The following is a 24089-nucleotide window of genomic DNA, read 5'->3' on the forward strand; positions in this document are numbered from 1 at the left end:
CTCAGTCGGTCTGGTTTGGCCGATGTTCATTTAAATGAACCGAGGTCCATCGCGTCGGGTCACTCGTTTTGTCAGGAACGACAATACACGGAGCCGCTGATGCGACCATTGCATTTCACCAGCCTGTCCTTCGCCGCCGTGCTGTGCGCGGCCTGTTCAAGCCAACCCGCCGCCACCTGGAGCTACAGCGATGCCCAGGGGCGCACTCCGCTACCGCCCGACCAGGCGTACCCCGAACTGTTCGAAGCGGTGCAGCGCGACCAGGTGTTCACCGATCAGAAGCACTTCGTGGATGCGCTGCCCATTCGCGATCCCTCGACGATCAGCGCCGATTACCTGGCCCGTCGTGGCAGCGCCGGCTTCGACCTGAAGGCGTTCGTCAAGGACAACTTCGTCGAGTCCGGCGAAGCCGAAAGTCCGGCGCCGAAACCCGGCGCGCCGATCAAGGAACACATCGACAATCTGTGGCCCGTACTGAGCCGCACATACAGAGAAGTGCCGCAGTACAGCAGCCTGCTGCCACTGCCGCAGCCCTATGTAGTGCCCGGCGGACGCTTTCGCGAGATGTATTACTGGGATTCCTATTTCACCATGCTGGGGCTGGAACAAAGCGGCGACAGGGCCCAGGTTCGCCAGATGACCGATAACTTTGCCTACATGATCGACACCTACGGCCACATTCCCAATGGCAACCGCACTTACTACCTGAGCCGCTCGCAGCCGCCGTTCTTCGCCTACATGGTGGAGTTGCAGGCGCACATCGAAGGGGACCAGGCCTACGGTCGGTACCTGCCACAATTGCAAAGGGAATACGCCTACTGGATGGAAGGTGCCCGTACGCTTGAGCCTGGCGCCGCTGTCCAGCGTGTGGTCAAGCTCGCCGACGGCAGCGTGCTCAATCGTTACTGGGATGCCAGCCCGACGCCTCGGCAAGAGTCGTGGTTGCAGGACGTCAAAACGGCTGAGCAGGCGTCCGGCAGGCCCAGGCAAGAGGTGTGGCGCGACCTGCGGGCCGGCGCCGAAAGTGGCTGGGACTTCAGCTCCCGCTGGCTGGGTGACGGGAAAAACCTGTCGACCATTCGCACCACCGCCATCGTGCCGGTGGACCTGAACAGTCTGCTGTATCACCTGGAACGCACTATCGCCAAAGCGTGCGACACCACCCGGAACATGCCGTGCACCCAGGCGTACAGCCAGCGCGCGGACCAGCGCCAGCGCGCCATCGAGAAGCATCTATGGGACGCCGAGGGCGGCTACTACGTGGACTACGACTGGCAACTGAAGCAGCAACGCCCGGCACTCACCGCCGCGACGCTGTTCCCGCTCTACACCGGCCTTGCCTCCGCCGAGCGTGCTCGTCGCACGGCTGATGCGGTACGCGCTGGCCTGGTACGTCCGGGGGGAATTGCCACCACCCAGGTCAGCAACGGTCAGCAATGGGACGAGCCCAATGGCTGGGCGCCGTTGCAGTGGGTCGCGGTGGAAGGGCTGAGCCGGTACCAGCAGACCGAACTCGCGCAGCAGATCGGTACGCGCTTCTTGCGGCAGGTACAGAATCTCTACCGAGACGAGGACAAACTGGTGGAGAAGTACGATGTATCCGGCGCCGGGCAAGGCGGCGGTGGGGGCGAATACGAGCTGCAGGACGGTTTCGGCTGGACGAATGGGGTCACACTCAAGCTGCTGGAGAAATATGGTCAAAGTTCCGGAGCCGACGGTCAATGACAGAATTGCTCGAGGGGTATCCATGGGCCAGGGCACCGTCTATACGATCGGACATTCGACCCGCACCCTCGAGCAATTCGTGGAAATCGTCCAGGGCTTCGGCGTGGATACGATTATCGATGTCAGAACGGTCCCGCGATCCCGGACAAATCCTCAATACAACCTGGATACACTGCCCGACCTGTTGGCCGGGTTCGGGATCCATCATGACCGGATCCTGGAGCTTGGCGGGTTGCGCAAGAAGTCCACGACCATCCCCGAGCAAACCAACGGCTTCTGGAACAACCGAAGCTTTCATAACTACGCGGACCATGCACTCACAGAAGCGTTCGAGGTCGGCCTCGAACGCCTTCTGTCACTCACTGAAACCCGACGCTGCGCCATCATGTGTGCCGAAGCGGTCTGGTGGCGCTGCCATCGCAGGATCATTGCGGATTATCTTTTAGTCCGCGAAGTTGAAGTCATTCACATCATGGACAAGGGCAAGGCGAGCACGGCCGTATTGAATCCCGCCGCGCAGGTGCATGGGCTCAAGCTGATTTACCCGGCGGCGACGTAGCAGGATTATGACTTGGCAGTGCGTCCCGAGCCTCCGTGCGTACCACCATCCAGATGCCGATTCCGGATGTAGCCATGCCCACCGCCAGTTGCCAGGACAGCGGTTCGTCGAACATGGCCCAGGCCCATAACATCGTAATGGGCGGGCTGAGGTACAAAAGGCTGGTGACGCGGGTGGCGGTCGTGCGACGCAGGCACAGCCAATAGAGCCCATAACCGCCTATCGTCGACAATCCCGCCGTCCATAATACGCTGAGGGCGAATCCCGTCCCGGGTATGGGCGCCAGGCTGCCCTGCGCGCCCTGGGCCATAGCGAAGGCAAGGCCCGACACCGCGCATTGCAGCCAGAGATTGGGCAGCAAGCCCATTCGCTGCGAAGGGGCCAGGGATTTTTGCCAGAGGGTCGCGACGGCGAGGGACAACATGCCCAACAAAGGCAGGCTATAGGCCCAGATCGGGGCGTTTCCCCAGGCCAATGCACCCTGGGTCACCAGGGCAACGCCGATCAGGCCGATGACCAAACCGACCCAGACTGGCCAGGCCAGGCGCTGTCCGAGGACGCCAGCGGTCAACAATGCCAGGCCCATCGGCAGCAAGTCAGCGAACAGCGCAGCCAGACCGGCGGGTACGCCGAGGGCGATCCCCTGGGTAATACCGGCCAGATAGCCCGCCATGGCCAGGAGCCCGATGCCTGCGTTTTTCAGCAGCACCGTACGTGGGGTCTGCAGTAACGGTTTGATGACGAAGGGAAACAGGACAAGCGAAACCAGGACGCAACGCCAGAACACCACCAGCCATACGGGAGCGTAATCCAGCGAGAATCGAGCGCCGATAAACCCGGAGCTCCAGGCCAGCAGCAGCCCAGCCTCGAGCATGGGCAATGGAATCACCAAGCGCCAGTCAGGCTTGGTCTGGGTGCGGCGGGACGGCGTTTTTGGTCGGTTCATGCCCACAGGCTACGAAAGCCGCCTAATCTAATAAATCAAAATGTCCTGTAGCAGTCATTCAGGAAAACTGAATCATGACGTCCATTCTCGATATCGAATTGATCCGCACTTTTCACACCGTGGCACGGCTGGAAAAATTCAGCGCAGCGGCCGAGCAGCTTCACAAAAGCCCGGCGGCGGTGAGCGTACACATACAGCGGCTGGAAGCGATCGCCGGAGGACGCTTGCTCAACCGGGATAACCAATCCGTCTCCCTGACCGGACTGGGCAAGCGTTTGCTCGTGTCGACGGGCGAGCTGCTGAGGACCCATGACCGGGTGCTGGCCGACCTGCAGGGCACCCGCCTGGCCGGGCGCGTGACCTTCGGTGTGCCGGATGAGTACGCCGACCATGTCATCCGTGACATCCTCCCGACCTTTGCCGGGGCGTGGCCAAATGTCGTGCTGGAGCTCAAGACGGCACCCAGCTATGCGTTAAGGGATCAGGTGCAGCGTGGGACACTCCAGGCGGCAATCGTGACCCAGCCAAAAGGTCAGGGTGTTGCGCAGGACGCGGTGTTGGAAACCACCACGCCCGTCTGGGTCGCGCCGATCAACACGGCGATGATGGCGCTGGAGCCGCTTCCGTTGGCCGTGCATGCCTCGCAGTGCCCTTATCGGCAGGCTATGATGGAGTCGCTCAGGCAGAGCGGCCGCCGGTTGCGCATCGTGTTGGAAAGCCCCTCCAACCAGGCCGTGAAGGCCTGCGTGGAGGCCGGGCTGGCGATCAGCCTGATAGATCGGGCGCGTGTAACCGGGCGCATGCAGATTCTCGACGATCTGCCGGGCATACCAGAGCATGAGGTGGTGTTCATGCGGTCGCAGGCCTCACACGCCGATGAGGCGGTGAGCCTGCTTTTGCGGACCTTCCAGAGACACTTCCGACTGTAGGCGAGGAGGGTCTCAGCGACCCTTGGCCGACAGCGGCGGCGTCCGGGGTGGAACCTGGCGTTTCGATCCCAGGGACTCATACGCCGAGGCCAGGCGCAACAGCGTCGAATCGTCATAGGCACGACCGGCAAATGTCAGCCCGACAGGCATGCCGATGTCGGCCATGATGCCCATCGGTACCGTGACAGTGGGAACGCCCAGGTGCCGGATGGCCAGGTTGCCGTTGGCGACCCAGACCCCGTTGCTCCAGGCGATATCGGCGGACACCGGGTTGACGTCGGCGTCCGCTGGCCCGACATCGGCCACGGTGGGGAAGATGACCGCGTCGAGGCCGAGGTGGTCCATCCAGTCTTCCAGATCGATCTTGCGTGTCGCTTCAAGCCCACGCAGGCCATCGGGCAGGGTGGGGATCTGGTCCCAGGGGGTGATACCGCGCTTGGCCATGTTCACGTATTCGTCCATGCCGGCGGCAAGGTCGTCCTCACGGTTGGGCAGGGTGCCGGGGTCGTGGGGGAAAATCAGCGGGCCGTCGACGTCGGCCAGGCGGTTGAGTGCCGGATCGTCGTTGGCCTGCAGAAAATCATCGAACGCCCAGGCCGACAGGTCCCATAGCTCATGGTGCAGGAACTCCTTTGACACCAGGCCGCGGGTGAACACGGTCGGCGCGCCTGGGCGGTCGCCTTCGCAGTTGGACACCAGCGGGAAATCAACCTCGACCACTTGTGCGCCGCAGGCTTCGAGGGCTTGGCGGGTCTGTTCCCAGAGGTCGATCACCGAGGCACGGGTGACGATGCGTTGCCCCGTCGGACCGCCAATGCCTGGCGCTTCGGCCGTACCGGCTTCAGGATCGGCATTGATGTACATGCGGGGAACGCCGAAGCGGATGCCGGCAAGTGCGCTGGCGTTGGCGGCCAGCTCCGGGTAAGAGGCGGGTCGAACAGCGTCGACGCTCGGAATCGGCACCCAGGGTTGCAGGCGCCACAGGTCCCCGCGGGTGTCCGGGTCATTGGCCACCACGACATCGAGCACTTCCAGGAGATCGGCCATGGTCCTGGCGTAGGGCACGACTACATCCATCGTCGGCGTCAGCGGCCAGTTGCCACGCACCGAGATCACCCCGCGGGAAGGGGTGTAGGCGCACAAGCCATTGTTCGATGCCGGGCCGCGTCCGCTCGACCAGGTTTCTTCAGCCAGGCCGAACGCCGCGAAACTGGCCGCCGTTGCAGTGCCCGCACCATTGGAAGAGCCTGACGCGAACGGGGCGGTGAGGTAGTCGCCGTTGTAGGGACTTTCCGCACGACCATAAACCCCTCGCTGCATGCCGCCATTGGCCATGGGCGGCATGTTGGTCTTGCCCAGGCAGATCGCCCCGGCGGCACGAAGCCGTTCGATGGTGAATGCATCCCGATAGGCGATCAGGTTGGCGAAAGCCGGGCTGCCGGAAGCGGCGGTGAGCCCTTTGACCAGGTAACTGTCCTTGGCTGTGTAGGGAATGCCATCGAGCGGCCCCAGTGTCTGGCCCTTGGCGCGACGGGCATCCGATGCCTGCGCCTCGGCGAGCGCTTCGGGATTGCGAACCACGACCGCGTTGAGAGCGGTGGGCGTGTCGGGTCCATCGTAGGCTTCGATCCGGGCGAGGTAGGCCTGGACAAGCTCGACCGCCGTCGTCTGGCCGGACTCGAGCGCGGCGCGCAGTTGGGCTATGGAAACTTCGGTGATTTCGATCATGCTGATATCGCTGGGGACGGTAGGTGGATCCTGGCCACTTCAGATGTCTCGAAGTGGCCGGTGATTTTCATGTCGTGCACTGTACTACGGGAAGCAGGTTTAGGTTTCTTCAAATCAAGGCCAGGCGAAGATTTGAATGGCCTGTGCAGGAAATTTTGCTGTTATGCGGAATTTGCAAGCGTTCGTGAACCCTTGTGCTTGCGGCGCTTGTTTCGGTTGGGCTACCGCAACATATCGATCCGGCGACCGGTCCTTGAGAGCCGCCTTCAGACTTCGTTAAGAAACGAACCGGATACTGCCTCCCACTAGCCCAGGGAGACTGTCTGTCCATGCCCGATTTTGACTGGAATATCCACCTGCCACTGGCGTTCGGCGATGCCGGACAACCGGTTCGTCGATTGCACAGGGCTTTGCCGGGTGATCCTCGGCGAGCCGAATTCGAGGCGTTCGTCCGGCAACGTTTTCGCCAGGTCCACGGTGCCGATATTCGTCACTTCATGCCGGAGATGTTCGGGTTCGATGATGGTGCGGGAGTGCTTTGCGCGGTGGCCGGCGTGCGTCTGGCGGCGCGTGGGCCGCTGTTTCTGGAGCATTACCTGGATGGGCCGATCGAACCGCTGATCAATGCCGCAGCCGACCGCCCGGTAGATCGTGGCGGTATCGTCGAAGTCGGCAACCTGGCCGCCAGCGACACGGGCAGTGCTCGGTTGAGCATCATCGCCATCACTTATCTGTTGGCCGTTGGAGGCCTGGAGTGGGTGGCGTTCACCGGCAATGCCGGGCTGGTCAACAGCTTTCATCGCCTGGGCCTCAAGCCGGTGACCTTGTGCCCGGCCGATCCACAGCGCCTGGGCGAAGATCGCCACCTTTGGGGCCGCTACTACGAGAGTCAGCCGTGGGTCCATGTCGGAAACATCCGTGCCGGCTTCATCCATTTGCGCAATACCGGCGTGTTCAGTCGCCTGGGGCTATTGACCCCTCCCGAGGAGACAAGCCATGTCGCCTGAAATGCAACGGTTCAAACACACCCTGCGTGAGCATGCCGAGCGCCGAGGGCACGCCATTGCACTCTGGGGCGATGGATCGAAAATGGACTACGCCACGCTTTACGCTGAAGTCGAGTATCGCCAGCAACGTCTGCGCGATGAACACATCAGCGTTGTCGCCCTGGCGCTGGACAACGGCATCGAGGCCATGCTCTGGGACCTCGCCACGCTGTTCGAAGGCTTGGCCTGCGTCATCCTGCCTGGCTTTTTCAGCCCGGCCCAACGCCGCCATTGCCTGGAGCAGAGCCAGGCCGAACGGGTGATTGCAGACCCCCTCTACGAAGAGGAACTTCACGCCGCCGGCTACCGCCACAGTGGCGAATTCTGGCACCGGCATTTCGCCGGACCGAACCGGCTGCCGGCCGGCACCGCCAAGCTGACGTTCACTTCCGGCACCACGGGTACGCCCAAAGGCGTCTGCCTGAGCGCCGACAGTCTGCTGCGGGTTGCCCGCGAGCTGGAGCAGGCCAGCCAACCGGTCGAGGCAAAGCATCATCTGGCCTTGTTGCCCTTGGCCATCCTGCTGGAAAACCTGGGTTGCTACGCGGCGCTGTATGCCGGTGCCATGCTCAGCGTTCCCAGCCAGAAGACGTTGGGCATCCAGGGCGCCAGCGGGGTCGACCCGACACGCCTGCTGGCATGCCTGGCCGAGCGACGGGCGCAGAGTCTGATCCTGGTTCCGCAGTTGCTGTTGATGCTGGTCACGGCCGCCGAACAGAAGGCGTTCAATCCGCACGTTGTCCGGTTCGCCGCCGTGGGCGGTGCCCGAGTGTCCCACGACCTGCTGCAACGGGCCGAACGGGTGGGCCTGCCGGTATTCGAAGGCTATGGTCTGTCGGAGTGCGCGTCGGTGGTCTGCCTCAACCGGCCACAGGCGCATCGTCCCGGCAGTGTCGGCCAACCGCTGCCCCATGTGCAGCTTCGCCTGGCCGACGATGGCGAAGTTCTGATCCAGGGCTCGATGCTGCTCGGCTACCTGGGGGAAGCCCCGTACACGGGAGAGTGGTGGCCCAGCGGCGATCTGGGGGCGTTCGACGATGATGGATTCCTCTACCTGCGGGGTCGCAAGAAGCATCAGTTCGTTACCAGCTTCGGCCGCAACGTCAATCCTGAATGGGTCGAAGCCGAACTGACCCAGGGCGGCGACATTGCCCAGGCTTTCGTCCATGGCGAAGCCTTGCCCCACAACCATGCGCTGCTCTGGCCAGTTCGCGCCGATTGTACCTCTCAAGTGCTGGAACGGGCGGTGGCCAAGGCCAACGCCACGTTGCCCGATTACGCGCGTATCCATTGCTGGACGCGACTGGACCAACCCTTCACGGCGGCCAACGGTTTACTGACGGCCAATGGACGCCCGCGTCGGGACGCCATCGTCGAGCGTTACCAGACCCTGCTCACCACACCCATTCTGTCCGAGGAGTTGCCTTCATGAGTTTTTTCGACACCTTGCAAGAAGCCACCCAGCAAGAGCGTCATACGCTGTTCAACCTGCCGATCATTCGTGATGCGCTCGAAGGACAGGTCAGCCTGGCCGCTTACCGGGAGTTCCTGGTCCAGGCCTATTACCACGTACGCCACACCGTGCCGTTGATGATGGCGTGTGGTGCGCGTCTGCCCTCACGTCTTGAATGGCTGCGTAAAGCCATATGCGAGTACATCGAAGAAGAATACGGCCACGAACAATGGGTGTTGGATGACATCGTGGCCTGTGGTGGCGACAGGGAGGCGGTGTGCAACGGGCAGCCTTCGTTGCCCATCGAACTGATGGTCAGTTACCTCTATGACCTGATCGCCCGGGGCAACCCGGCGGGACTGTTCGGCATGGTCAATGTGCTTGAGGGCACCAGCATTGCCTTGGCGACCCACGCCGCCGACAGCATTCGCCAGCGGCTGGAACTGCCGGCCACCGCGTTCAGTTACCTCAGCTCCCACGGTTCGCTGGACATCGAACACATGCAGACCTACCGGGGCTTGATGAACAGGCTGGACGATCCGGCAGACCAGGCTGCAGTCACTCATGCGTCCAGAGTGGTGTACCGGCTGTACACCGACATGTTCCGGGGTCTGCCTCGTAACGGAGAGTCTGAACATGCGCCTGTGTGACGCCCGTGTGGTGTTGACCGGGGCCAGCGGTGGGATCGGCCTGGCGATCGCTGCCGCCCTGTGTGCCAGTGGCGCCCGGGTGCTGGCCGTGGCCAGGCATCGGGAAACCTTGCAACCCTTGATCGAACGCTATCCGCAACACTTGTACTGGGTTGGCGCCGACCTGACGTATCTGGCCGACCGGCGCAAGGTCCTGGCCTCCGCCCAGGCGCTTGGCGGAATCAACCTGCTGATCAATGCCGCCGGCGTAAACCACTTCGCCATGCTCGAACAGCTCGATGACAGCGAGATCGGTGCCATGCTGGCGTTGAATGTCACCGCGCCGATCTGCCTGACCAAACTGCTGTTGCCGCTGCTCAAGCAAGCCGACAGCGCCATGGTGGTCAACGTCGGTTCGACCTATGGGTCAATTGGCTACGCCGGCTATGCCAGTTACTGCGCCAGCAAGTTTGCCCTGCGCGGTTTCTCCGAAGCCTTGCGGCGGGAACTGGCCGACACCCGTGTCGGTGTGCTCTACGTGGCGCCACGGGCCACGCGCACTTCGATGAATACGCCGGCAGCCGAAGCCCTCAACCAGGCGCTCAAGGCCAATGTCGACGACCCCGAAACCGTGGCGTCGGCAGTGGTCCACGCGATAACCGGTGATCGTCGCGAGCTGTACCTGGGCTGGCCGGAACGATTTTTCGTGGGCCTCAACAGCCTGTTGCCCAACCTGGTGGATCGTGGGCTGCGCAAACAATTGCCACTGATCCGTCGCCTGAGCCATAGAACCGAAAACGAGCATTCCAAACCATGAAAAGCATCCTTGCCTGTCTTCTACTTTGTACCCTGGGGCAAAGCGTCTGGGCTCTTGACAGCGCCGATCAGCAACGCTTGCGGGATATCCAGCAAAGCTGGGCGCACATTCAATATGATTTACCCGAGGGGCAACGTGCCGACGCATTCGAAAAGCTTGCCGTCCAGTCTTCAGCCTTCAAACAGGAGCGTCAGTCGGTGGCCGAGGCCTGGATCTGGTCCGGCATCGTCAACAGCAGTTGGGCTGGGGCCAAGGGAGGGATAGGCGCGCTGAGCAAGGTCAAGGAGGCCAAGGCCGATCTGGAACAAGCCTTGACGCTTGACCCTACGGCGCTGCAGGGCTCGGCCTACACCAGCCTCGGTGCGCTGTATGACCGGGTGCCGGGCTGGCCCTTGGGGTTCGGAGACTCGGACAAAGCCGAGCAATTGCTCAAGCAGGCGCTGCAATTGAACCCGAACGGCATCGACAGCCTGTACTTCTGGGGCGATCACCTCTACCGTCAGAAGCGTTATGGTGAAGCCCGGGCGGCCCTGCAAAAAGCTTTGCTGGCGGCACCTCGGCCAAGCCGCGAAAGCGCCGATGCCGGGCGCCGCAAGGAAATCCAGGCACTGCTGGCGGATGTGGAAAAGAAACTCGACTGACGGAGCGGGTGTGCGTTTATTACTGATCGAGGATGACGTGGCGCTGGGTGATGGCATTCGTCAGGCGTTGGGTCGCGAAGGCTATACCGTCGACTGGCTGCAGGACGGCAGCAGCGCCCTGCATTCATTGCTCAGTGAAGCCTTCGACCTGGCGGTGCTTGACCTGGGCTTGCCACGGATGGACGGCTTGCAAGTATTACGCCGCTTGCGCGACAGCGGTTCGAACCTGCCGGTGCTGATCCTCACTGCCCGTGACGCCACCGAAGACCGTATCGCCGGGCTGGATGCCGGAGCCGATGATTACCTGGTCAAACCTTTCGACCTGGCGGAGCTCAAGGCCCGTCTGAGGGCACTGTTGCGGCGCAGTGCCGGTCGTGCCCAGGCACTGATCGAGCATGCCGGCATTTGCCTGAATCCCGGTACGCAGCAGGTCAGCTACCAAGGCAAACCGGTCGCTCTGACGCCCAAGGAGTATCAGTTGCTCCATGAACTTCTCTCACCACCGGGGCGGGTCCTGACGCGCGATCACCTGATGCAATTGCTGTACGGCTGGAGCGAGGAGGCGGAGAGCAATACCCTCGAAGTGCACATCCATCACCTGCGCAGGAAGTTTTCCAACGACCTGATCCGTACCATTCGGGGCGTGGGGTATCTGGTTGAGGAGCGTCGATGACTTCGATCCGCCGACGCACCCTTACCCTGATTTTGGGGCTGCTATTGCTTGGCTTGTTGATCATCACGGTCTTCAACCTGCATGACAGCAACCACGAAATCGCGGAAGTCTACGATGCCCAACTGGCCCAGAACGCCCGTCTGCTGCAAGGAGTGATGCGCCTACCCGTGGAGAGCAAGGAACACGCGGAGCTGTACCAGGCGTTCAATTCGGCATTGGGGCAGGCGGCGCCCAAGGTGAATGGGCACCCGTATGAAAGCAAGATCGCGTTTCAGGTCTGGAACGCAGAAGGCGCAGTGGTGGTACATACCGCCAGTGCACCGACCTTTACCTCACCGCCGAGCGCTAGCGGCTTCAGCGATGTGATGGACCAGCGAAACCATGCGTGGCGGGCGTTCGTTCTGGATGACCCGCAGTACGGTCTGAAGATCTGGGTAGGGGAGCGCGACGATGTGCGCGCCGACCTGGTCGACCGCATCGTCCGGCATACCGTGGTGCCCAATCTGATCGGCAGCCTGATCCTGGCTGCGGTGATCTGGCTGGCCATCGGCTGGGGACTCAAGCCGCTGGTGGACATGGCGGCGACATTGCGGGCCAGGCACCCAGGCTCGCTCGAACCCCTGCGGATGGTGCCGTTGCCGACGGAGCTTGAGCCCATGCAGGCGGCGCTCAACCGCGTACTCGCGCAGATTCAGGAAGTGATGGGACGCGAACGACGTTTCATCGCCGACGCTGCCCACGAAATGCGTACGCCCCTGGCGGTGCTCAGGGTGCATGCACAGAACCTGATGGAAGCGGGTAGTGAGCAAAGCCGCTGTGAATCCCTTCAACATCTGCTGGCCGGGGTTGATCGCACCACGCGGTTGGTCAATCAATTGCTCACCATGGCACGGCTCGAGCCACAATCCGGCGTTCCGGCTCCTGCGGTCATTGATCTGCCCATGACGGTCCGTGCCAGCCTGGTGCAACTGACCCCATGGCTGTTGAGCAAGGGGCTCGAGCCGATTCTGGATGTCAGCGATGACATCGGCCCGGTTCGAATCGACCCGATGGTCATCGACATTGCCTTGAACAACCTGGTGACCAACGCCGCCAATTTTTCTCCGGCCAACGGTGTCATCACAGTACGACTGGCCCGCCAGGGTGACCACTACGAACTTTCTGTCGAGGACCAGGGACCGGGTATCGACGAGGCCGAAGGTGACCGGCTCTTCGAGCGCTTCTACAGCCGCGGCAATGACCAGGGTGCCGGGCTGGGCTTGACGATCGTACGGACTATCGCTGAGCGCCTGGGCGGGCGAGTCCGCCTGGAGAATCGTGCCGAAGGGGGGCTGCGCGCCACGCTGGAGATAGAAGATTTCTGAGGCCCGTGTTCATCAGCGTCGAGGCATTCCAGAGATCAGCCCATCGAGCTGATTCATGGAATGCGGCGCCGCTCCAATGCTGTGAACACCCCCATCCCGGCCAACATCGCCAGCACGAAAACGATGAATTGCCAGTGTCCCGTCAACAGACTCGCGACCGCAGGGCCGGGACAGATGCCGGCTATTCCCCAGCCGACGCCGAACACGAGACTGCCGCCGATCAAACGCCGATCCAGCTCGCGTTTGGTGGGTAATTGCATCGGGTTGCCCAGGAGCGAACCGGTCTGCTTGCGCGCCCAGGTGATCGGACCGATCGCTGCGCCAATCGCTCCGATCATCACCAGGGCCAGGGACGGGTCCCACGCTCCGGCCAAGTCCAGAAATGCCAGGACCTTGGTCGGATTGGTCATGCCCGACAGGAGCAGGCCCAGGCCGAAGAGCAGCCCTGCCATGAAAGCCGTCAGCTTGAGCATGTCACCCCTCCATCATATGACGCAGGACGAACACCGTGGCGAAACCGCTGAGCATGAAACAGGCGGTGGCAATCATCGAACGCGGCGAAAGGCGCGAGATGCCGCACACCCCATGGCCACTCGTGCAGCCCGAGCCGTAGCGGGTACCTATGCCCACCAGCAGTCCAGCGGCTACGAGCCCGAACGAGCCACTCTGGAACTCGATAGGCGGGATGTGGGCAAACACACTCCACAGGAGCGGTGCTACCAGCAGACCCAGGAGAAACAGCGCCTTCTCGCTCCAGCCTTCACTGCCCCGCTGTAGCACGCTGCCGATCAGACCGCTGATGCCTGCGATGCGCCCGTTGGCGACGACGAACAGGCTCGCGGCCAGGCCGATCAGTGCACCGCCGGCCAAGGATGACCACGGCGTGAAGTGGATCCAGTCGATATTCAAGGGAGTCTCCTGCCTGTTCCTGGAATGGCCCTGGCTGATTGACGCCCTCAGTCGATCTGTTGTGGCGCAACCACCCATACGCTGCACGGCATCTTGTAAAGCAGCGCCTCCACTGTACTGCCAATCAGTTTGTCCAGGCCACTGTAGCGCACCCGGCCCATGACGATGACGTCGATATCGTGGGACGCCGCGTAGCTGGCCAGTACCTTGGCCGGGTCACCCATGATCATGCGCCGCTGTTCGGGGGCGATGCCGTTGCGTTCGGCCAGTGCGTCGAATGCCTCGCCCTGGGATTCGTAGAGTTGCCGGGCCAGGGTCGAGGAGAAGAACATCGACCCGTTTCCATAACCGTACTCGGCGGCGGTGATGGACGACAGGTCATAGGCATAAATGGCTTCCAGCGTTGCGTCGCAGGTTGCGGCCAGTTTGTTGGCTTCGCTCAGGATGCGATCGTTGAGGCCTTCGTAGCGTCCGTCGTAATGAAACGGGTCGACGGCGGCGAGGATCTTGCGCGGATGCGCATGGGCGGCTTTATTGACGAAGTGCAGCGGCACGTTGCACTCGCGCAGCAGGTGAACGTCCAGCGGCGTGAACATCATGCGCGAGAGCCAGGATTCATGATCCACCGACTTGATCAGCACCTCCATCGGCTGTTCCTTGAGATGGATCAGGATTTCCTGCAAGGGGCGCTCGACCCAGGTGACCTCTGTCGTGACTTCAAGTCCGAGCCTGCGCAACGGCCTGGCCTGATCCTCCAGCCATTGGCGGTGACGCTCGATGTAACCCAGGCGCATCTGCTCCAGCGCCTGCTCGTTGACCAGCCCGGCCGTGGCCAGCCCTTCCAGATAGTCGAACGCCACGATATGCAGTGCGGCGCCTTCGGCCTTGGCCAGGGCTGCCGCCCGGTCGAAGGCGGGGCTGTGTTCCATCAGCGGCGAAACGACCAGCATCAAGCGTGGTTGCGTAGACATGACAAACCTCCCGGGAAGAACCTGTTGGTACCGGGCGACCCTTCGCTCGGCGTAGTGTCGTGTTCGATCATGAGCGCATCGGGCCTGGAGAACTTGATTTGCATCAACCACACGTCAACGCGTCGCATCAGGAGCAGCGGCGCCGCGGCAATAGCGCTATGGTTGTGAAGCAGGTTCGAACCTGCTGAACCCAGCTACGACCGGAGACGTCGTCATAGAGTCGTCCTCATGACCGAGATACTGTCCTTCGCCAATGCTGCCGCGGCCTTGGGCGTTGGTCTGCTGGCCGGGCTTGAGCGCGAGCGGCGCAAGGGCGAGGGCGCCCGACGCAATTTCGCCGGCCTGAGAACTTTCGCTGTCACCTCATTGCTTGGCTATCTGACTGTCCAGGTGGGCGGGTTTTTGTTGCTGGGATTTATGGTGCTGGCGTTGGGTGCGCTGGTCACGGCGGCTCATATCAAACGCCTCGACAAGGACCCCGGCATTACCACTGAAGTGGCGCTGTTCACCGTGTTGGTACTGGGGGCGCTGTGTGTGAGCGCTCCAGCCCTGGCGACGGCGATCGGAGTGGTCATGGTCGGGCTGCTCGCCAGCCGCGAGGCGTTGCATCACTTTGCTCGCAGCCAATTGACCGCAGCCGAGCTACGCGACGGCCTGGTGTTGTTGATTGCGGCGCTGGTGATACTGCCGCTGGTGCCGGATCGTTTCGTCGGGCCCTACAACGCAATCAACCTGCGCACCATTTGCAGCCTGACGGTCATGCTGATGGCCGTGGGGGCGCTGGGGCATGTCGCCGTCCGCACCTTGGGCGCTCGCTACGGGTATGCCGTCAGTGCGATTGCCTCGGGATTTGCCTCTGCGACGGCGACCATCGCCGCCATGGGAGGTATAGCTGCCAAGCAGCCGGGCAGCCTCAAGGTGCTAAGCGCGGCGGCGGTCTTGTCCAACCTGGCGACGCTGGTTCAGGTGGCGCTGATCCTCGGCGCCGTTGAGCCGGCGCTGTTGCGCTGGATGTGGGGACCGGTGCTGTGCGGCCTGTCGATGACCTTGCTCTACGCCAGTCTGCTGATGTTTCCTCGCCCCAAGGGGCAGGTCGATGAGCCGATCAAGGTGGGCGGGGCGTTCAGCCTCAGGCTGGCGCTGGTCGTGACGCTGGCAATGACGGGCATCACGTTGTTGTCGTCGATGATGCTCGACAGTTTCGGGCAGACAGGCGTGATCGTGACCGCGATATTCAGTGGACTGGCCGACGCCCATGCCTCGACAGCCTCCATTGCTTCCCTGGCGAAGGCCGGCATGTTACCCCTCGATGGCGGCGCGGTGCCGGTCCTGTTGGCCCTGAGCACCAATTCGCTGAGCAAGTGCGTGGTGGCCTGGCTCAGTGGCGGGCGAAGTTTTGCCGGTTACGTCATTCCCGGACAGGTCCTGGTCACGCTGGCGTGGTGGGGCGGACTCTTGCTTCCTCGTCTGGGCAATTGAATGAGCGCACTTTGATGAAGATCAAGGCGTGCGCCCGGCAGGTGGCCATTCTGGAATCCTCAATCCATTCAGTGGCTCAAGCCACCTGCCGAGGTCTTCCATGTCCCAGACTCAACGTTTGTTGTTGGTGGCCCCTGACGCCATGATCCGCACCCCCGCCTTCGACCGCGCCACCGAACTGGCCCTGGCGCTGGATTTGCCTCTGCATATCGTGGCCATCGATTATCTGGAGCTGCTTTCGGTGGCCGGTCTTTTCGCGCCCGATCAGGTCAAGAAGGCGCGTGACGGTTACCTCGAGACGCATCGGCACTGGCTCTGGCAACAGGCTGAGTTGGCGCGTCGACACGGGGTGGAAGTGACGTGCGAGGTGATCTGGGGCAAAGACGCCTACCAGGCCTTGCAGCAATACGTCAAAGAGATGCCATTGGCCCTGATCATCAAGGATGCCCAGCCGGAGCCGGCGATGAAGCGGATCTTCTTCACCCCGCTGGACTGGCGCCTGCTGCGCGACTGTCCGGTGCCGGTGCATCTGGTCACTGACCCTCGCCATCCACGGCCTCGGCGAATTCTGGCGATTGTCGATGTGTTGCGCAGCGAGGAGCAGGACCTGGTATTCAACGACCAGATCGTTGACGCCGCGGTCAAACTGGCCGAGCAATGCGATGCCCAGGTCGAGCTGTTACACGCTTTCGACTGGACGGCCGTCTATGCTTCGGACATGGGCATCGGTGCATTGCCCCTGGCCACCGGGCTCTACGAAGCGCTGGGAGAGGCGCAACATGATGTGTTCGGGTATTTGGCCGAGCGTCACGGGGTTGCACCGCAGCAGCGTCACTTCATCGAAGGCTCGCCAGTCAACAGCATTTGCAGGTTCGCGGCAGAACAGCAGATCGATGTCATTGTCATGGGGACTACGGGGCATCACGGCTTGGACAGGCGCCTGGGTACCACCGCCGAACTGCTGTTGCAGCGAGCCCCCTGCAGCATTTGGGCCGTCAAGCCGCAGGTATGAAGGATCGACGCTGCGCGAGGTCGCTGAGGACCTCGCGCCAGCGTCCATGACTACAGGTAGAGCCGGTGAATGACCTGCCGGGTATCGTCGGGATCGGTGCGGGTTTCGAACCCCAGGCCATGGGCCAGGTCACGCATCGCCGCGTTACTGGCGGAATCGACCGAGTACATCTGGCGGAAACCGTTTTTACGCGCGACATCGATCAGGTGCTCCATCAGCAATGTCCCCAGCCCCAGATGTTGCCAATCATCGGCCACGGTCACCGCGCACTCGCATTCATGCTCTGCGGTCGCGCCATAGCGGCTGACACCGATCTCGATCAGCTGGCCGTTGTCATGGACCAGGGCAATATAGGCCATGCGCGTCTTGCAATCGATATCCATCAATTGATCGAGCATTGCGGTGCCCGGCTCGTTGATTTGCGCCAGGAAGCGCATATGCCGGGACTCGGGCGACAGGCGCTTGATGAAATCGTACTCACGCTGGCGGTCCTCGTTCCTGAGTGGCCTGATCAGAACGTGCCGACCGTCCTTCAGGGCCTGGATCCAATGCTTGCCGGTGATGCTGGCGTACAGCGCTGCGGCGCGTTCATTGTGTTCTTTGACAGTGAGCATGAGGCGATCCTCCATCGGATGGGAACCTGCGGCGCGCCAGAACAGTCTGCGCTTGGGAACCTGTTCTACCCTGACGGCGCCGGCGAGTTCTGATCTGGATCAGTGCTCGCGTTTCCGACTGTCCTGAATTTGATGTAAATCAAGTCATGACCTTGGCTGCGTACCAGAATCAGCTCATGAGGTGCCGCTCTCAATCGTCCGGTCGATCATGGTGCCGGAGGCTGACTCCGGCTGTGGCGTTCGAGCCCCATTCTGGAGATCCATCATGAGCCAATATCAACGCCTGTTGCTGATCCTGAACCCGGCGCAACGGCATTCTCCCGCGCTCCATCACGCCGCTGCCCTGGCCGCCGCCAGTGAGGCGCACCTGCATGTCACCGCCTTGATCCCTTCGCTGGATGTCCTCGCGCTGCTCGAAGAGGAACCTCGTGAAGAGGCGCGGCAGAACTATTTCCAGGACCAGCGCGACTGGTTGGAGGCGGAGGCTGAGCAGATGCGTCATCGAGGCCTGCGGATCACCACGGAAGTGGCCTGGGCCGAGGCGATGCGTCAACAGATCCTGCAACACGTCACGCAGTTCCAACCCGACTTGCTGATCAAGCAAATCCAGCATGAATCTGTGCTCAAGCGCGCTTTTTTCACGCCGCTGGACTGGCATCTGCTACGTGAATGCCCCGTTCCGTTGTACCTGGTGGGCGCCACCGGCCATGCCTTGCCGCAAAAGGTGGTCGCGGCGGTAGACCCTTCCAGCACATTTGCATACAACAGTGGGCTCAACGACCGGATTATTCGCCAGGCACTCGGCCTGGCGTTGCAATGCGATGCCGAGTTGCACCTGGTCCATGCCTTTGACGTGTCGTCAGTCTATCTGGGTGATGCGGGAGGTGGCGGCCTTGCACTGTCGCAGCTGAGCAAGGAGTTGCGCAGAACGCTGGAAAAATCGTTCCTGGAACTGGCCAGCCTGTTCGGTGTGCCCGCCGAGCGCCGGCATTTCTTACTCGGGCAGCCTGTCTCGGCCCTCAGTGAGTTCGCCCTGGAGCATGAGGTCGACGTGATCGTCATGGGACGGTCCCAGCGCAGGGATCCGCTCGGGCTGCTGGGCAGTACGACGGAGCATATCCTTTACCAGGTGCAATGCAGTGTTCTGGCGGTATGAATCAACGAACGGGCCAGGCCCTGTAACCGGAGCATTGATCGTTCGGGAGGCGCTGCCATGCGCATGACATTCCTGGGGGCGGCCGGCACCGTCACCGGCAGTAAATACCTGCTGGAACATGACGATCAGCGTGTGCTGATCGATTGCGGCCTGTTCCAGGGCTACAAACAGTTGCGCTTGCACAACTGGGACCCCTTCGAACCGCCGGTGCGTGACCTGGACGCGATTGTGTTGACCCACGCGCACCTGGACCACAGCGGTTATCTGCCGGTGCTGGTGCGCAATGGTTACCGCGGGCCGGTCTATGCCACGGCGGCGACGTGCGAGCTGGTCAAGATCCTGCTGCGCGACAGTGCGCGGTTGCAGGAAGAGGAGGCCGAGTATGCCAACCGTCGGGGATTCTCCAAACATGAGCCCGCGTTGCCCTTGTATACCTTGGAACATGCCGAGCGGGCGCTGAAACTGCTGCGCCCGATAGCGTTCGATCATCCCGTGGACATTGTCCGGGGAATGAGCATCCTGCTGCGTCGCGCCGGACACATCCTGGGCGCCGCCACCGTGCAGGTACAGGCCGGTGGCGTCACGCTCGTCTGTTCAGGGGATCTGGGGCGGCCCGAGGATCCGGTCATGTTCGCGCCCCAGGCCATTGAGCAGACGGATTATCTTCTGGTGGAGTCCACCTATGGGGACCGCTCGCATCCTCATGATTCGCCGGAAGACCAGCTGGCCGAGGTGATCACGCGTACCGCGTTGCGCCATGGCATCACCCTGGTGCCCTCGTTCACAGTCGGTCGTGCACAGCTGCTGATGTACCACTTGTATCGCCTGAAGCAGCGCCGGGCGATCCCTGACCTGCCGATCTACCTCAACAGTCCCATGGCCATCGACGTCACGCGACTCTACCATCGCTTCTGCAGTGAACATCGTCTCTCCAAAGAGGAGTGCGAAGGCATGTGCGGCATTGCGCATCCGGTGCGTTCGGCCAAGGATTCCATGGCCCTGGACCTGCAACGCACCCCGGCAGTGATCATCGCCGCCAGCGGCATGGCCACGGGAGGCCGGGTGCTGCACCACCTCAAGAGTCTGGCGCCCAATCCCATCAATACCTTGCTGATGCCCGGTTTTCAGGCGGGCGGTACGCGAGGCGCGAGAATCGTCGCGGGCGAACCTTCGGTGCGCATTCACGGCAAGGATGTGCCGATCAATGCCGAAGTGGTGCCTATGCAAACGTTGTCGGCTCACGCGGATGCGGACGAAATCATGCAGTGGTTGCGAGGTTTCAAGACTCCGCCCCGGCATACCTACGTCGTGCATGGGGAGCCCAATGCAGCCGATGTCTTGCGTCATCGCATTCGTGACGAGCTGGGTTGGTCGGTGTCGGTACCAGAGTATCGCGACAGCGTCGAACTCTGAGCGACTAACCACAGGCATGAAAAAGCCCCTCGTCGTTGGCCGGCGAGGGGCGAGGGTCAAAGCGTTCAATCAGCCTTGATCGGCCGATTTTTTCCGTTTTCAACCGATATCACAGCTCGGCGTGGCGATGGCAACCGGCGACTTTTTGCTTTAGGCCAGGCAAGTCCAGGATGGTGACATTGCGTCCCTGGATGTCCACCAGTTCTTCCTGGCGAAGGTGGGCGATGCCCCGGCAAATGGTTTCCAGTCGCAGCCCCAGGTAGGACCCGATGGCTTCCCGACTCATCCGCAGGACAAATTCCCGGCAAGAATAACCGCGAATGTTAAGCCGCTGAGACAGGTTCAAAAAAAACGCCGCCAGACGCTCATCGGCATTCATGTTGCCGAGCATCAGCAGCATGCTGTGGTCGCGAACGATCTCCTGGCTCAGCAGCCTGTTCAGGTTGTGCTGCAACGAGGGCAGGTCTCGTGCGAGCCTTTCCAGGTTACTGAACGGAATAGGACACACTTCGCTGTCCTCCAGCGCGATTGCATTGCAGGCGTAATGCTCGGTGCAGATAGCGTCGAGGCCGAGCATCTCGCCTTGCATCTGGAAGCCGGTAACCTGTTCGCGGCCGTCTACCGAGAGGACGCTGGTCTTGAAGAACCCCAGCCGCACGGCATACAACGAGCGCAGCGGCTCACCGGTGCGATACAGCGCCGCGCCCTTTTTGACCTTCACTCGCTGGGCGATCAAGGTATCCAGACGCTCGACTTCGCTGCCCGTCAGGCCAATGGGCAGGCACAGCTCGAGCACGCTGCAATTGGAGCAAGCGGCTTTGAGAGAGTGCGCATGCAGAAGTCGGGCTTCGTGATCGGCCATGGAGATAATCTCCTACAATGGAGCAAGCATAGCCGTGTGGGCTGAATACGGCGAAGTTCAAACGAACACACAGGCCTCGTCGCCTGGGGAGGTTTCCAATGACTCAGGGTCTCTCTGCGCAAACGATCCTGAAGGACCGGAGCACCGCAGGACAGGGACTGGTGGAGCATTTGGTCAAGTACGCCCATCGAGCGGATGTCGTTGTGCTGGCCTTGCCTCGCGGTGGGGTTCCGGTGGCTTATGAAGTGGCCGTCGCCCTGCAACTGCGCCTGGACCTGATGCTGGTGCGCAAGCTGGGTATTCCGTCCAACCCGGAATTTGCCATGGGGGCCATCGCCAGTGGCGGTATCAGAATCCTCAATGACGATGCATTGCGTGCCCATCCCATCGATCAGGCCCGCTTCGACGCGGTGGTCGAGCGGGAGACACGTGAGTTGGTGCGCCGCGAACAGGCATACCGGGGCTCGCGCGCGCCAGTGCAGCTCAAGGACCAGGTGGTGATCCTGATCGACGATGGTCTGGCGACGGGAGCCTCCATGATGGCCGCGATTCATGCGGTACGAACGCAGCGACCGTCGCGCATTGTGGTCGCCGTGCCGGTTGCGCCGCTTGAAACCCTGGAGGCCTTGCGCAGCGAGGTGGATGAAGTGATATGTCCCCTGGTGCCGGAGTGGATGCTGTCGATCGGCCACTGGTACGAGCATTTTTCCCAAACGCAGGATGAGGTCGTCATCGATCTGCTGCACAGGGCCTGGCGACGAGAGTCGGTGGACGGCGCCTGTCCGTAGAAGAGGTCCCGGCCGCTGTAACCCACCAAATGCAACGGGGGCGTCTTACGATCCTTGACAACAGACATTCATGCCTTGATGGTGCGGTCGCTTCGGGTATTGTGCGGTTTTTGAAGCGCCGGAAGAGTTTTGCTGAACTCGTGAGAACAATGGGAATCTAGAGTCCATTGCGCCAGTGCGAAAGATCGAGGATGACCGATGTCGAATGTTGAAGAGCTTTCCAGGGAAGCACTGGCGCCAAGTGAATACGAAAGTCTGGTTTCGATTGGCGCGAACGCGCTCGAAGCCATTCCTGGTGCGGTGTACCTGTGCGACAGGCACGGATGGCTCGTCAGGTACAACAGCGAGGCCGCCGAACTGTGGGGGCGCACGCCCGTGCTGGGTGAGAGTGGCGATCGCTTTTGCGGTTCCCACCGGCTGTTCCTGACTGACGGAACACCCCTGGCGCCCGAAGATTGCCCGATGGCCGTGGCCCTCAACGAGGGCAGCGTGACCCGCAACCAGGAAGTCATTATCCAGCGTCCGGATGGCTCGCGATTCGTGGCACTGGTGAATATTCGGGTCCTGAGGGACCGGCGGGGCGTTATCCAGGGGGCGATCAACTGCTTCCAGGACATCTCGACGCACCACGCCGTGGCCGAGCAATTGCGACGCAAAAGTGCCGACCTCGAAGACTTCTTCGAAAACAGCGCCGTGGGCCTGCACATTGTCAGTGGCGACGGGATCATCCTGCGTGCCAACAAGGCAGAACTGGCGCTCCTGGGCTATTCGGAAGAAGAATACATCGGCCATCATATCACCGAGTTTCATGTCGATGCGCCCGTCATTGGTGACATCCTCCATAAACTTGGCAGTGGTGATTGCCTGCAGGACTACCCGGCGCGCCTACGGGCCAAGGATGGCTCGATCAAGTATGTGACGATCACCTCGAACGGGCGGTTCGAAGAAGGCAAGCTGTTCAATACGCGTTGCTTCACCATCGATGTGACCTGCATGCATGCCGCCGAGGCGGCGCGCCAGGAGAGTGATGAGAGGCTGGCGGCCACCTACGAGGCGGCCACCATCGGTATTGCCGAGGCCGACGTCGACGGGCATCTGCTGCGTGTCAACGATGCCCTTTGCAGCATGCTGGGCCGTTCTCGCGAAGAGCTCCTGGCCATGACGTTCCTGGACTATACCCATCACGACTGCGCCGGGGAGGACGCGGCGCTTTATGCGCGCCAGGTGGCCGGCGAGCTGGACAGCTATGTGTTCCGTAAGCGCGCCGTGAAACCCGATGGCGAAATTCTTTACCTGGATGTGCACAGCTCATCTGTCAGGGACGCCGCCGGTGGCTTTCGCTATGGCGTGCGGGTGCTTCAGGACGTCACCGCGACGCAGCGGATGGAGCAGAAGATCCGCGAGAGCGAACGGCACATGCGTAATCTCCTTGAGGCGCTGCCCGCGGCGGTCTACACCACCGACGCACAGGGCTGTATCACCTTTTACAATCGGGCGGCGGTGGAACTGTCGGGCCGTACGCCGCAGTTGGGTGACCTGTGGTGCGTGACGTGGAAGCTGTTCAACACCGACGAAACACCGCTGCCCCACGATCAGTGCCCGATGGCGGTGGCCCTGAAGGAAAACCGGCCGATACGCGGCGTAGAGGCCATCGCCCAACGGCCCGATGGCAGCCGCGTGCCGTTCACCCCGTACCCCACGCCTCTGCATGATGCCGAGGGGAACCTGGTGGGAGCGATCAACATGCTGGTGGACATCACCGAGCGCAAACAGGCCGAGAACCGACAGAAAACGCTGATCGACGAGCTCAATCATCGGGTCAAGAACACCCTGGCTACCGTGCAGTCACTGGCGGTGCAGACGGCACGCGATGCGGTGGACGCGAAGGACGGTTACAGGCGCTTCGAAGCCAGGCTGCTGGCGTTGTCCCGTGCGCATGATCTGCTGACCCGGCGCCACTGGGGCAACACGCCGCTGGATTCCCTGGCCCAGGAAGTATTGAAGCCGGTATTCGGCAGCGACCCTGACCGTGTGGTCGTTGAGGGACCGTCGATCGATGTAGGCACCCGGGTGGCGCTCAATCTGACGATGACCCTCAACGAATTGGCGATCAACGCCCTTAAATACGGCGCCATGTCCGTCGAAACGGGCTCGCTGTCGGTCAAATGGGACCTGCAGCTGCAACCCCACGGAACGTTGTTCACCCTGGACTGGCGCGAATCGGGAGGGCCGGTGGTGTCCCGGCCGGAGCGGGAAGGGCTGGGGTCGCGATTGATGAAGCGTTGTATCGAGCGTGACCTGGGTGGCGCGTTCGACCTCACCTTCGCCCCGCAGGGCGTGTCCTGTCGCTTATCGTTCCTCATTGGAGCCTAGGC

The 24089-nt window shown here is 62.0% G+C and carries 23 protein-coding genes; 16 read left to right on the forward strand and 7 right to left on the reverse strand.

Translation table 11 applies throughout. The features are described from left to right. Window positions 1–99 precede the first annotated feature (99 nt). Together treA and EGM97_RS15475 are read left to right on the forward strand one after the other, a co-directional pair. Entirely contained in the window at window positions 100–1725 is a 1626-nt protein-coding gene (gene treA / locus EGM97_RS15470; RefSeq protein ID WP_238962111.1) for an alpha,alpha-trehalase TreA, read from the forward strand. 22 nt (window positions 1726–1747) lie between these two features. Then, entirely contained in the window at window positions 1748–2284 is a 537-nt protein-coding gene (locus EGM97_RS15475) for a DUF488 domain-containing protein (protein ID WP_238962110.1), read from the forward strand. On the opposite strand, the gene EGM97_RS15480 is transcribed toward EGM97_RS15475, so the two are convergent. Next, entirely contained in the window at window positions 2256–3230 is a 975-nt protein-coding gene (locus EGM97_RS15480; protein WP_238962109.1) for a DMT family transporter, read from the reverse strand. The genes EGM97_RS15475 and EGM97_RS15480 overlap by 29 nt on opposite strands. Window positions 3231–3304: 74 nt before the next feature. Between EGM97_RS15480 and EGM97_RS15485 the strand changes: the two genes are divergently transcribed. Further along, window positions 3305–4159, forward strand: coding sequence for a LysR family transcriptional regulator (locus EGM97_RS15485; RefSeq protein WP_238962108.1), 855 nt, complete (start codon window positions 3305–3307; stop codon window positions 4157–4159). A gap of 12 nt (window positions 4160–4171) precedes the next feature. Here EGM97_RS15485 and EGM97_RS15490 read toward each other — a convergent pair whose 3' ends face one another. Then, window positions 4172–5887 (reverse strand): amidase, encoded by a 1716-nt coding sequence (locus EGM97_RS15490; protein WP_238962107.1) that lies wholly within the window; start codon window positions 5885–5887, stop codon window positions 4172–4174. A 329-nt stretch (window positions 5888–6216) separates the two neighbouring features. On the opposite strand from EGM97_RS15490, the gene EGM97_RS15495 reads away from it, so the two are divergent. Genes EGM97_RS15495 through EGM97_RS15525 form a run of 7 tightly spaced genes read left to right on the forward strand, consistent with a single transcriptional unit; the run spans window position 6217 to window position 12510 of the window. Beyond that, window positions 6217–6894, forward strand: coding sequence for a thermostable hemolysin (locus EGM97_RS15495; RefSeq protein WP_238962106.1), 678 nt, complete (start codon window positions 6217–6219; stop codon window positions 6892–6894). Further along, complete coding sequence (locus tag EGM97_RS15500; protein WP_238962105.1) at window positions 6884–8365, forward strand: AMP-binding protein; 1482 nt, start codon at window positions 6884–6886, stop codon at window positions 8363–8365. Before EGM97_RS15495 ends, EGM97_RS15500 begins: the two co-directional genes overlap by 11 nt. Next, on the forward strand, window positions 8362–9036 hold the full coding sequence (locus tag EGM97_RS15505; protein WP_238962104.1) for an iron-containing redox enzyme family protein: 675 nt from the start codon (window positions 8362–8364) through the stop codon (window positions 9034–9036). Before EGM97_RS15500 ends, EGM97_RS15505 begins: the two co-directional genes overlap by 4 nt. Beyond that, the gene (locus tag EGM97_RS15510) at window positions 9023–9832 is read left to right on the forward strand and encodes an SDR family oxidoreductase (RefSeq protein WP_238962103.1); all 810 of its coding nucleotides are present in this window, start codon (window positions 9023–9025) and stop codon (window positions 9830–9832) included. The genes EGM97_RS15505 and EGM97_RS15510 overlap by 14 nt, the downstream gene beginning before the upstream one ends. Further along, window positions 9829–10473 carry a tetratricopeptide repeat protein gene (locus EGM97_RS15515; RefSeq protein ID WP_238962102.1) on the forward strand — a complete coding sequence of 215 codons (645 nt, stop codon included), beginning with the start codon at window positions 9829–9831 and terminating at the stop codon, window positions 10471–10473. Before EGM97_RS15510 ends, EGM97_RS15515 begins: the two co-directional genes overlap by 4 nt. Window positions 10474–10483: 10 nt before the next feature. Further along, on the forward strand, window positions 10484–11146 hold the full coding sequence (locus tag EGM97_RS15520; protein ID WP_238962101.1) for a response regulator: 663 nt from the start codon (window positions 10484–10486) through the stop codon (window positions 11144–11146). Further along, a complete protein-coding gene (locus EGM97_RS15525; protein ID WP_238962100.1) occupies window positions 11143–12510 on the forward strand; it encodes a sensor histidine kinase in 1368 nt (455 codons plus the stop codon). Before EGM97_RS15520 ends, EGM97_RS15525 begins: the two co-directional genes overlap by 4 nt. Window positions 12511–12563: 53 nt before the next feature. Here EGM97_RS15525 and EGM97_RS15530 read toward each other — a convergent pair whose 3' ends face one another. The 3 genes from EGM97_RS15530 to EGM97_RS15540 are packed head-to-tail and all read right to left on the reverse strand — an operon-like array spanning window position 12564 to window position 14390. Next, complete coding sequence (locus tag EGM97_RS15530; protein ID WP_238962099.1) at window positions 12564–12983, reverse strand: DUF6691 family protein; 420 nt, start codon at window positions 12981–12983, stop codon at window positions 12564–12566. A 1-nt stretch (window position 12984) separates the two neighbouring features. Further along, entirely contained in the window at window positions 12985–13419 is a 435-nt protein-coding gene (locus EGM97_RS15535) for a YeeE/YedE family protein (protein ID WP_238962098.1), read from the reverse strand. 47 nt (window positions 13420–13466) lie between these two features. Next, the gene (locus tag EGM97_RS15540; RefSeq protein WP_238962097.1) at window positions 13467–14390 is read right to left on the reverse strand and encodes a universal stress protein; all 924 of its coding nucleotides are present in this window, start codon (window positions 14388–14390) and stop codon (window positions 13467–13469) included. A gap of 228 nt (window positions 14391–14618) precedes the next feature. Here EGM97_RS15540 and EGM97_RS15545 point away from each other — a divergent pair, with 228 nt between their 5' ends. Continuing rightward, window positions 14619–15869 (forward strand): MgtC/SapB family protein, encoded by a 1251-nt coding sequence (locus tag EGM97_RS15545; RefSeq protein ID WP_238962096.1) that lies wholly within the window; start codon window positions 14619–14621, stop codon window positions 15867–15869. A 100-nt stretch (window positions 15870–15969) separates the two neighbouring features. Continuing rightward, a complete protein-coding gene (locus tag EGM97_RS15550) occupies window positions 15970–16881 on the forward strand; it encodes a universal stress protein (RefSeq protein WP_238962095.1) in 912 nt (303 codons plus the stop codon). Window positions 16882–16931: 50 nt separating this feature from the next. Here the strand turns inward: EGM97_RS15550 and EGM97_RS15555 are convergent, their stop codons facing one another. Further along, a complete protein-coding gene (locus EGM97_RS15555) occupies window positions 16932–17495 on the reverse strand; it encodes a GNAT family N-acetyltransferase (protein ID WP_238962094.1) in 564 nt (187 codons plus the stop codon). Between the two features lie 265 nt (window positions 17496–17760). On the opposite strand from EGM97_RS15555, the gene EGM97_RS15560 reads away from it, so the two are divergent. Both EGM97_RS15560 and EGM97_RS15565 read left to right on the forward strand, forming a co-directional pair. After that, on the forward strand, window positions 17761–18651 hold the full coding sequence (locus tag EGM97_RS15560; protein ID WP_238962093.1) for a universal stress protein: 891 nt from the start codon (window positions 17761–17763) through the stop codon (window positions 18649–18651). Between the two features lie 57 nt (window positions 18652–18708). Further along, on the forward strand, window positions 18709–20064 hold the full coding sequence (locus EGM97_RS15565; protein WP_238962092.1) for an MBL fold metallo-hydrolase RNA specificity domain-containing protein: 1356 nt from the start codon (window positions 18709–18711) through the stop codon (window positions 20062–20064). 109 nt (window positions 20065–20173) lie between these two features. On the opposite strand, the gene fnr is transcribed toward EGM97_RS15565, so the two are convergent. Then, on the reverse strand, window positions 20174–20926 hold the full coding sequence (gene fnr / locus EGM97_RS15570) for a fumarate/nitrate reduction transcriptional regulator Fnr (protein WP_238962091.1): 753 nt from the start codon (window positions 20924–20926) through the stop codon (window positions 20174–20176). 98 nt (window positions 20927–21024) lie between these two features. Between fnr and EGM97_RS15575 the strand changes: the two genes are divergently transcribed. Beyond that, window positions 21025–21714 carry a phosphoribosyltransferase gene (locus EGM97_RS15575; RefSeq protein WP_238962090.1) on the forward strand — a complete coding sequence of 230 codons (690 nt, stop codon included), beginning with the start codon at window positions 21025–21027 and terminating at the stop codon, window positions 21712–21714. A 198-nt stretch (window positions 21715–21912) separates the two neighbouring features. Continuing rightward, entirely contained in the window at window positions 21913–24087 is a 2175-nt protein-coding gene (locus EGM97_RS15580; protein WP_238962089.1) for a PAS domain-containing sensor histidine kinase, read from the forward strand. Window positions 24088–24089: the final 2 nt, after the last annotated feature.

Origin of the sequence: Pseudomonas sp. AF32 (assembly GCF_022342325.2) — a bacterium.
In the GTDB taxonomy this organism is placed as follows: Bacteria; Pseudomonadota; Gammaproteobacteria; order Pseudomonadales; family Pseudomonadaceae; genus Aquipseudomonas; species Aquipseudomonas uvaldensis.

What these genes read in the sequence shown, in the direction of transcription:
- treA (WP_238962111.1), top strand. Translation starts at nt 100, where the DNA reads ATGCGACCATTGCATTTCACCAGCCTGTCCTTCGCCGCCGTGCTGTGC.
- EGM97_RS15475 (WP_238962110.1), top strand. Translation starts at nt 1,748, where the DNA reads ATGGGCCAGGGCACCGTCTATACGATCGGACATTCGACCCGCACCCTC.
- EGM97_RS15480 (WP_238962109.1), bottom strand. Translation starts at nt 3,230, where the DNA reads ATGAACCGACCAAAAACGCCGTCCCGCCGCACCCAGACCAAGCCTGAC.
- EGM97_RS15485 (WP_238962108.1), top strand. Translation starts at nt 3,305, where the DNA reads ATGACGTCCATTCTCGATATCGAATTGATCCGCACTTTTCACACCGTG.
- EGM97_RS15490 (WP_238962107.1), bottom strand. Translation starts at nt 5,887, where the DNA reads ATGATCGAAATCACCGAAGTTTCCATAGCCCAACTGCGCGCCGCGCTC.
- EGM97_RS15495 (WP_238962106.1), top strand. Translation starts at nt 6,217, where the DNA reads ATGCCCGATTTTGACTGGAATATCCACCTGCCACTGGCGTTCGGCGAT.
- EGM97_RS15500 (WP_238962105.1), top strand. Translation starts at nt 6,884, where the DNA reads ATGTCGCCTGAAATGCAACGGTTCAAACACACCCTGCGTGAGCATGCC.
- EGM97_RS15505 (WP_238962104.1), top strand. Translation starts at nt 8,362, where the DNA reads ATGAGTTTTTTCGACACCTTGCAAGAAGCCACCCAGCAAGAGCGTCAT.
- EGM97_RS15510 (WP_238962103.1), top strand. Translation starts at nt 9,023, where the DNA reads ATGCGCCTGTGTGACGCCCGTGTGGTGTTGACCGGGGCCAGCGGTGGG.
- EGM97_RS15515 (WP_238962102.1), top strand. Translation starts at nt 9,829, where the DNA reads ATGAAAAGCATCCTTGCCTGTCTTCTACTTTGTACCCTGGGGCAAAGC.
- EGM97_RS15525 (WP_238962100.1), top strand. Translation starts at nt 11,143, where the DNA reads ATGACTTCGATCCGCCGACGCACCCTTACCCTGATTTTGGGGCTGCTA.
- EGM97_RS15530 (WP_238962099.1), bottom strand. Translation starts at nt 12,983, where the DNA reads ATGCTCAAGCTGACGGCTTTCATGGCAGGGCTGCTCTTCGGCCTGGGC.
- EGM97_RS15540 (WP_238962097.1), bottom strand. Translation starts at nt 14,390, where the DNA reads ATGTCTACGCAACCACGCTTGATGCTGGTCGTTTCGCCGCTGATGGAA.
- EGM97_RS15545 (WP_238962096.1), top strand. Translation starts at nt 14,619, where the DNA reads ATGACCGAGATACTGTCCTTCGCCAATGCTGCCGCGGCCTTGGGCGTT.
- EGM97_RS15550 (WP_238962095.1), top strand. Translation starts at nt 15,970, where the DNA reads ATGTCCCAGACTCAACGTTTGTTGTTGGTGGCCCCTGACGCCATGATC.
- EGM97_RS15555 (WP_238962094.1), bottom strand. Translation starts at nt 17,495, where the DNA reads ATGCTCACTGTCAAAGAACACAATGAACGCGCCGCAGCGCTGTACGCC.
- EGM97_RS15560 (WP_238962093.1), top strand. Translation starts at nt 17,761, where the DNA reads ATGAGCCAATATCAACGCCTGTTGCTGATCCTGAACCCGGCGCAACGG.
- EGM97_RS15565 (WP_238962092.1), top strand. Translation starts at nt 18,709, where the DNA reads ATGCGCATGACATTCCTGGGGGCGGCCGGCACCGTCACCGGCAGTAAA.
- fnr (WP_238962091.1), bottom strand. Translation starts at nt 20,926, where the DNA reads ATGGCCGATCACGAAGCCCGACTTCTGCATGCGCACTCTCTCAAAGCC.
- EGM97_RS15575 (WP_238962090.1), top strand. Translation starts at nt 21,025, where the DNA reads ATGACTCAGGGTCTCTCTGCGCAAACGATCCTGAAGGACCGGAGCACC.
- EGM97_RS15580 (WP_238962089.1), top strand. Translation starts at nt 21,913, where the DNA reads ATGTCGAATGTTGAAGAGCTTTCCAGGGAAGCACTGGCGCCAAGTGAA.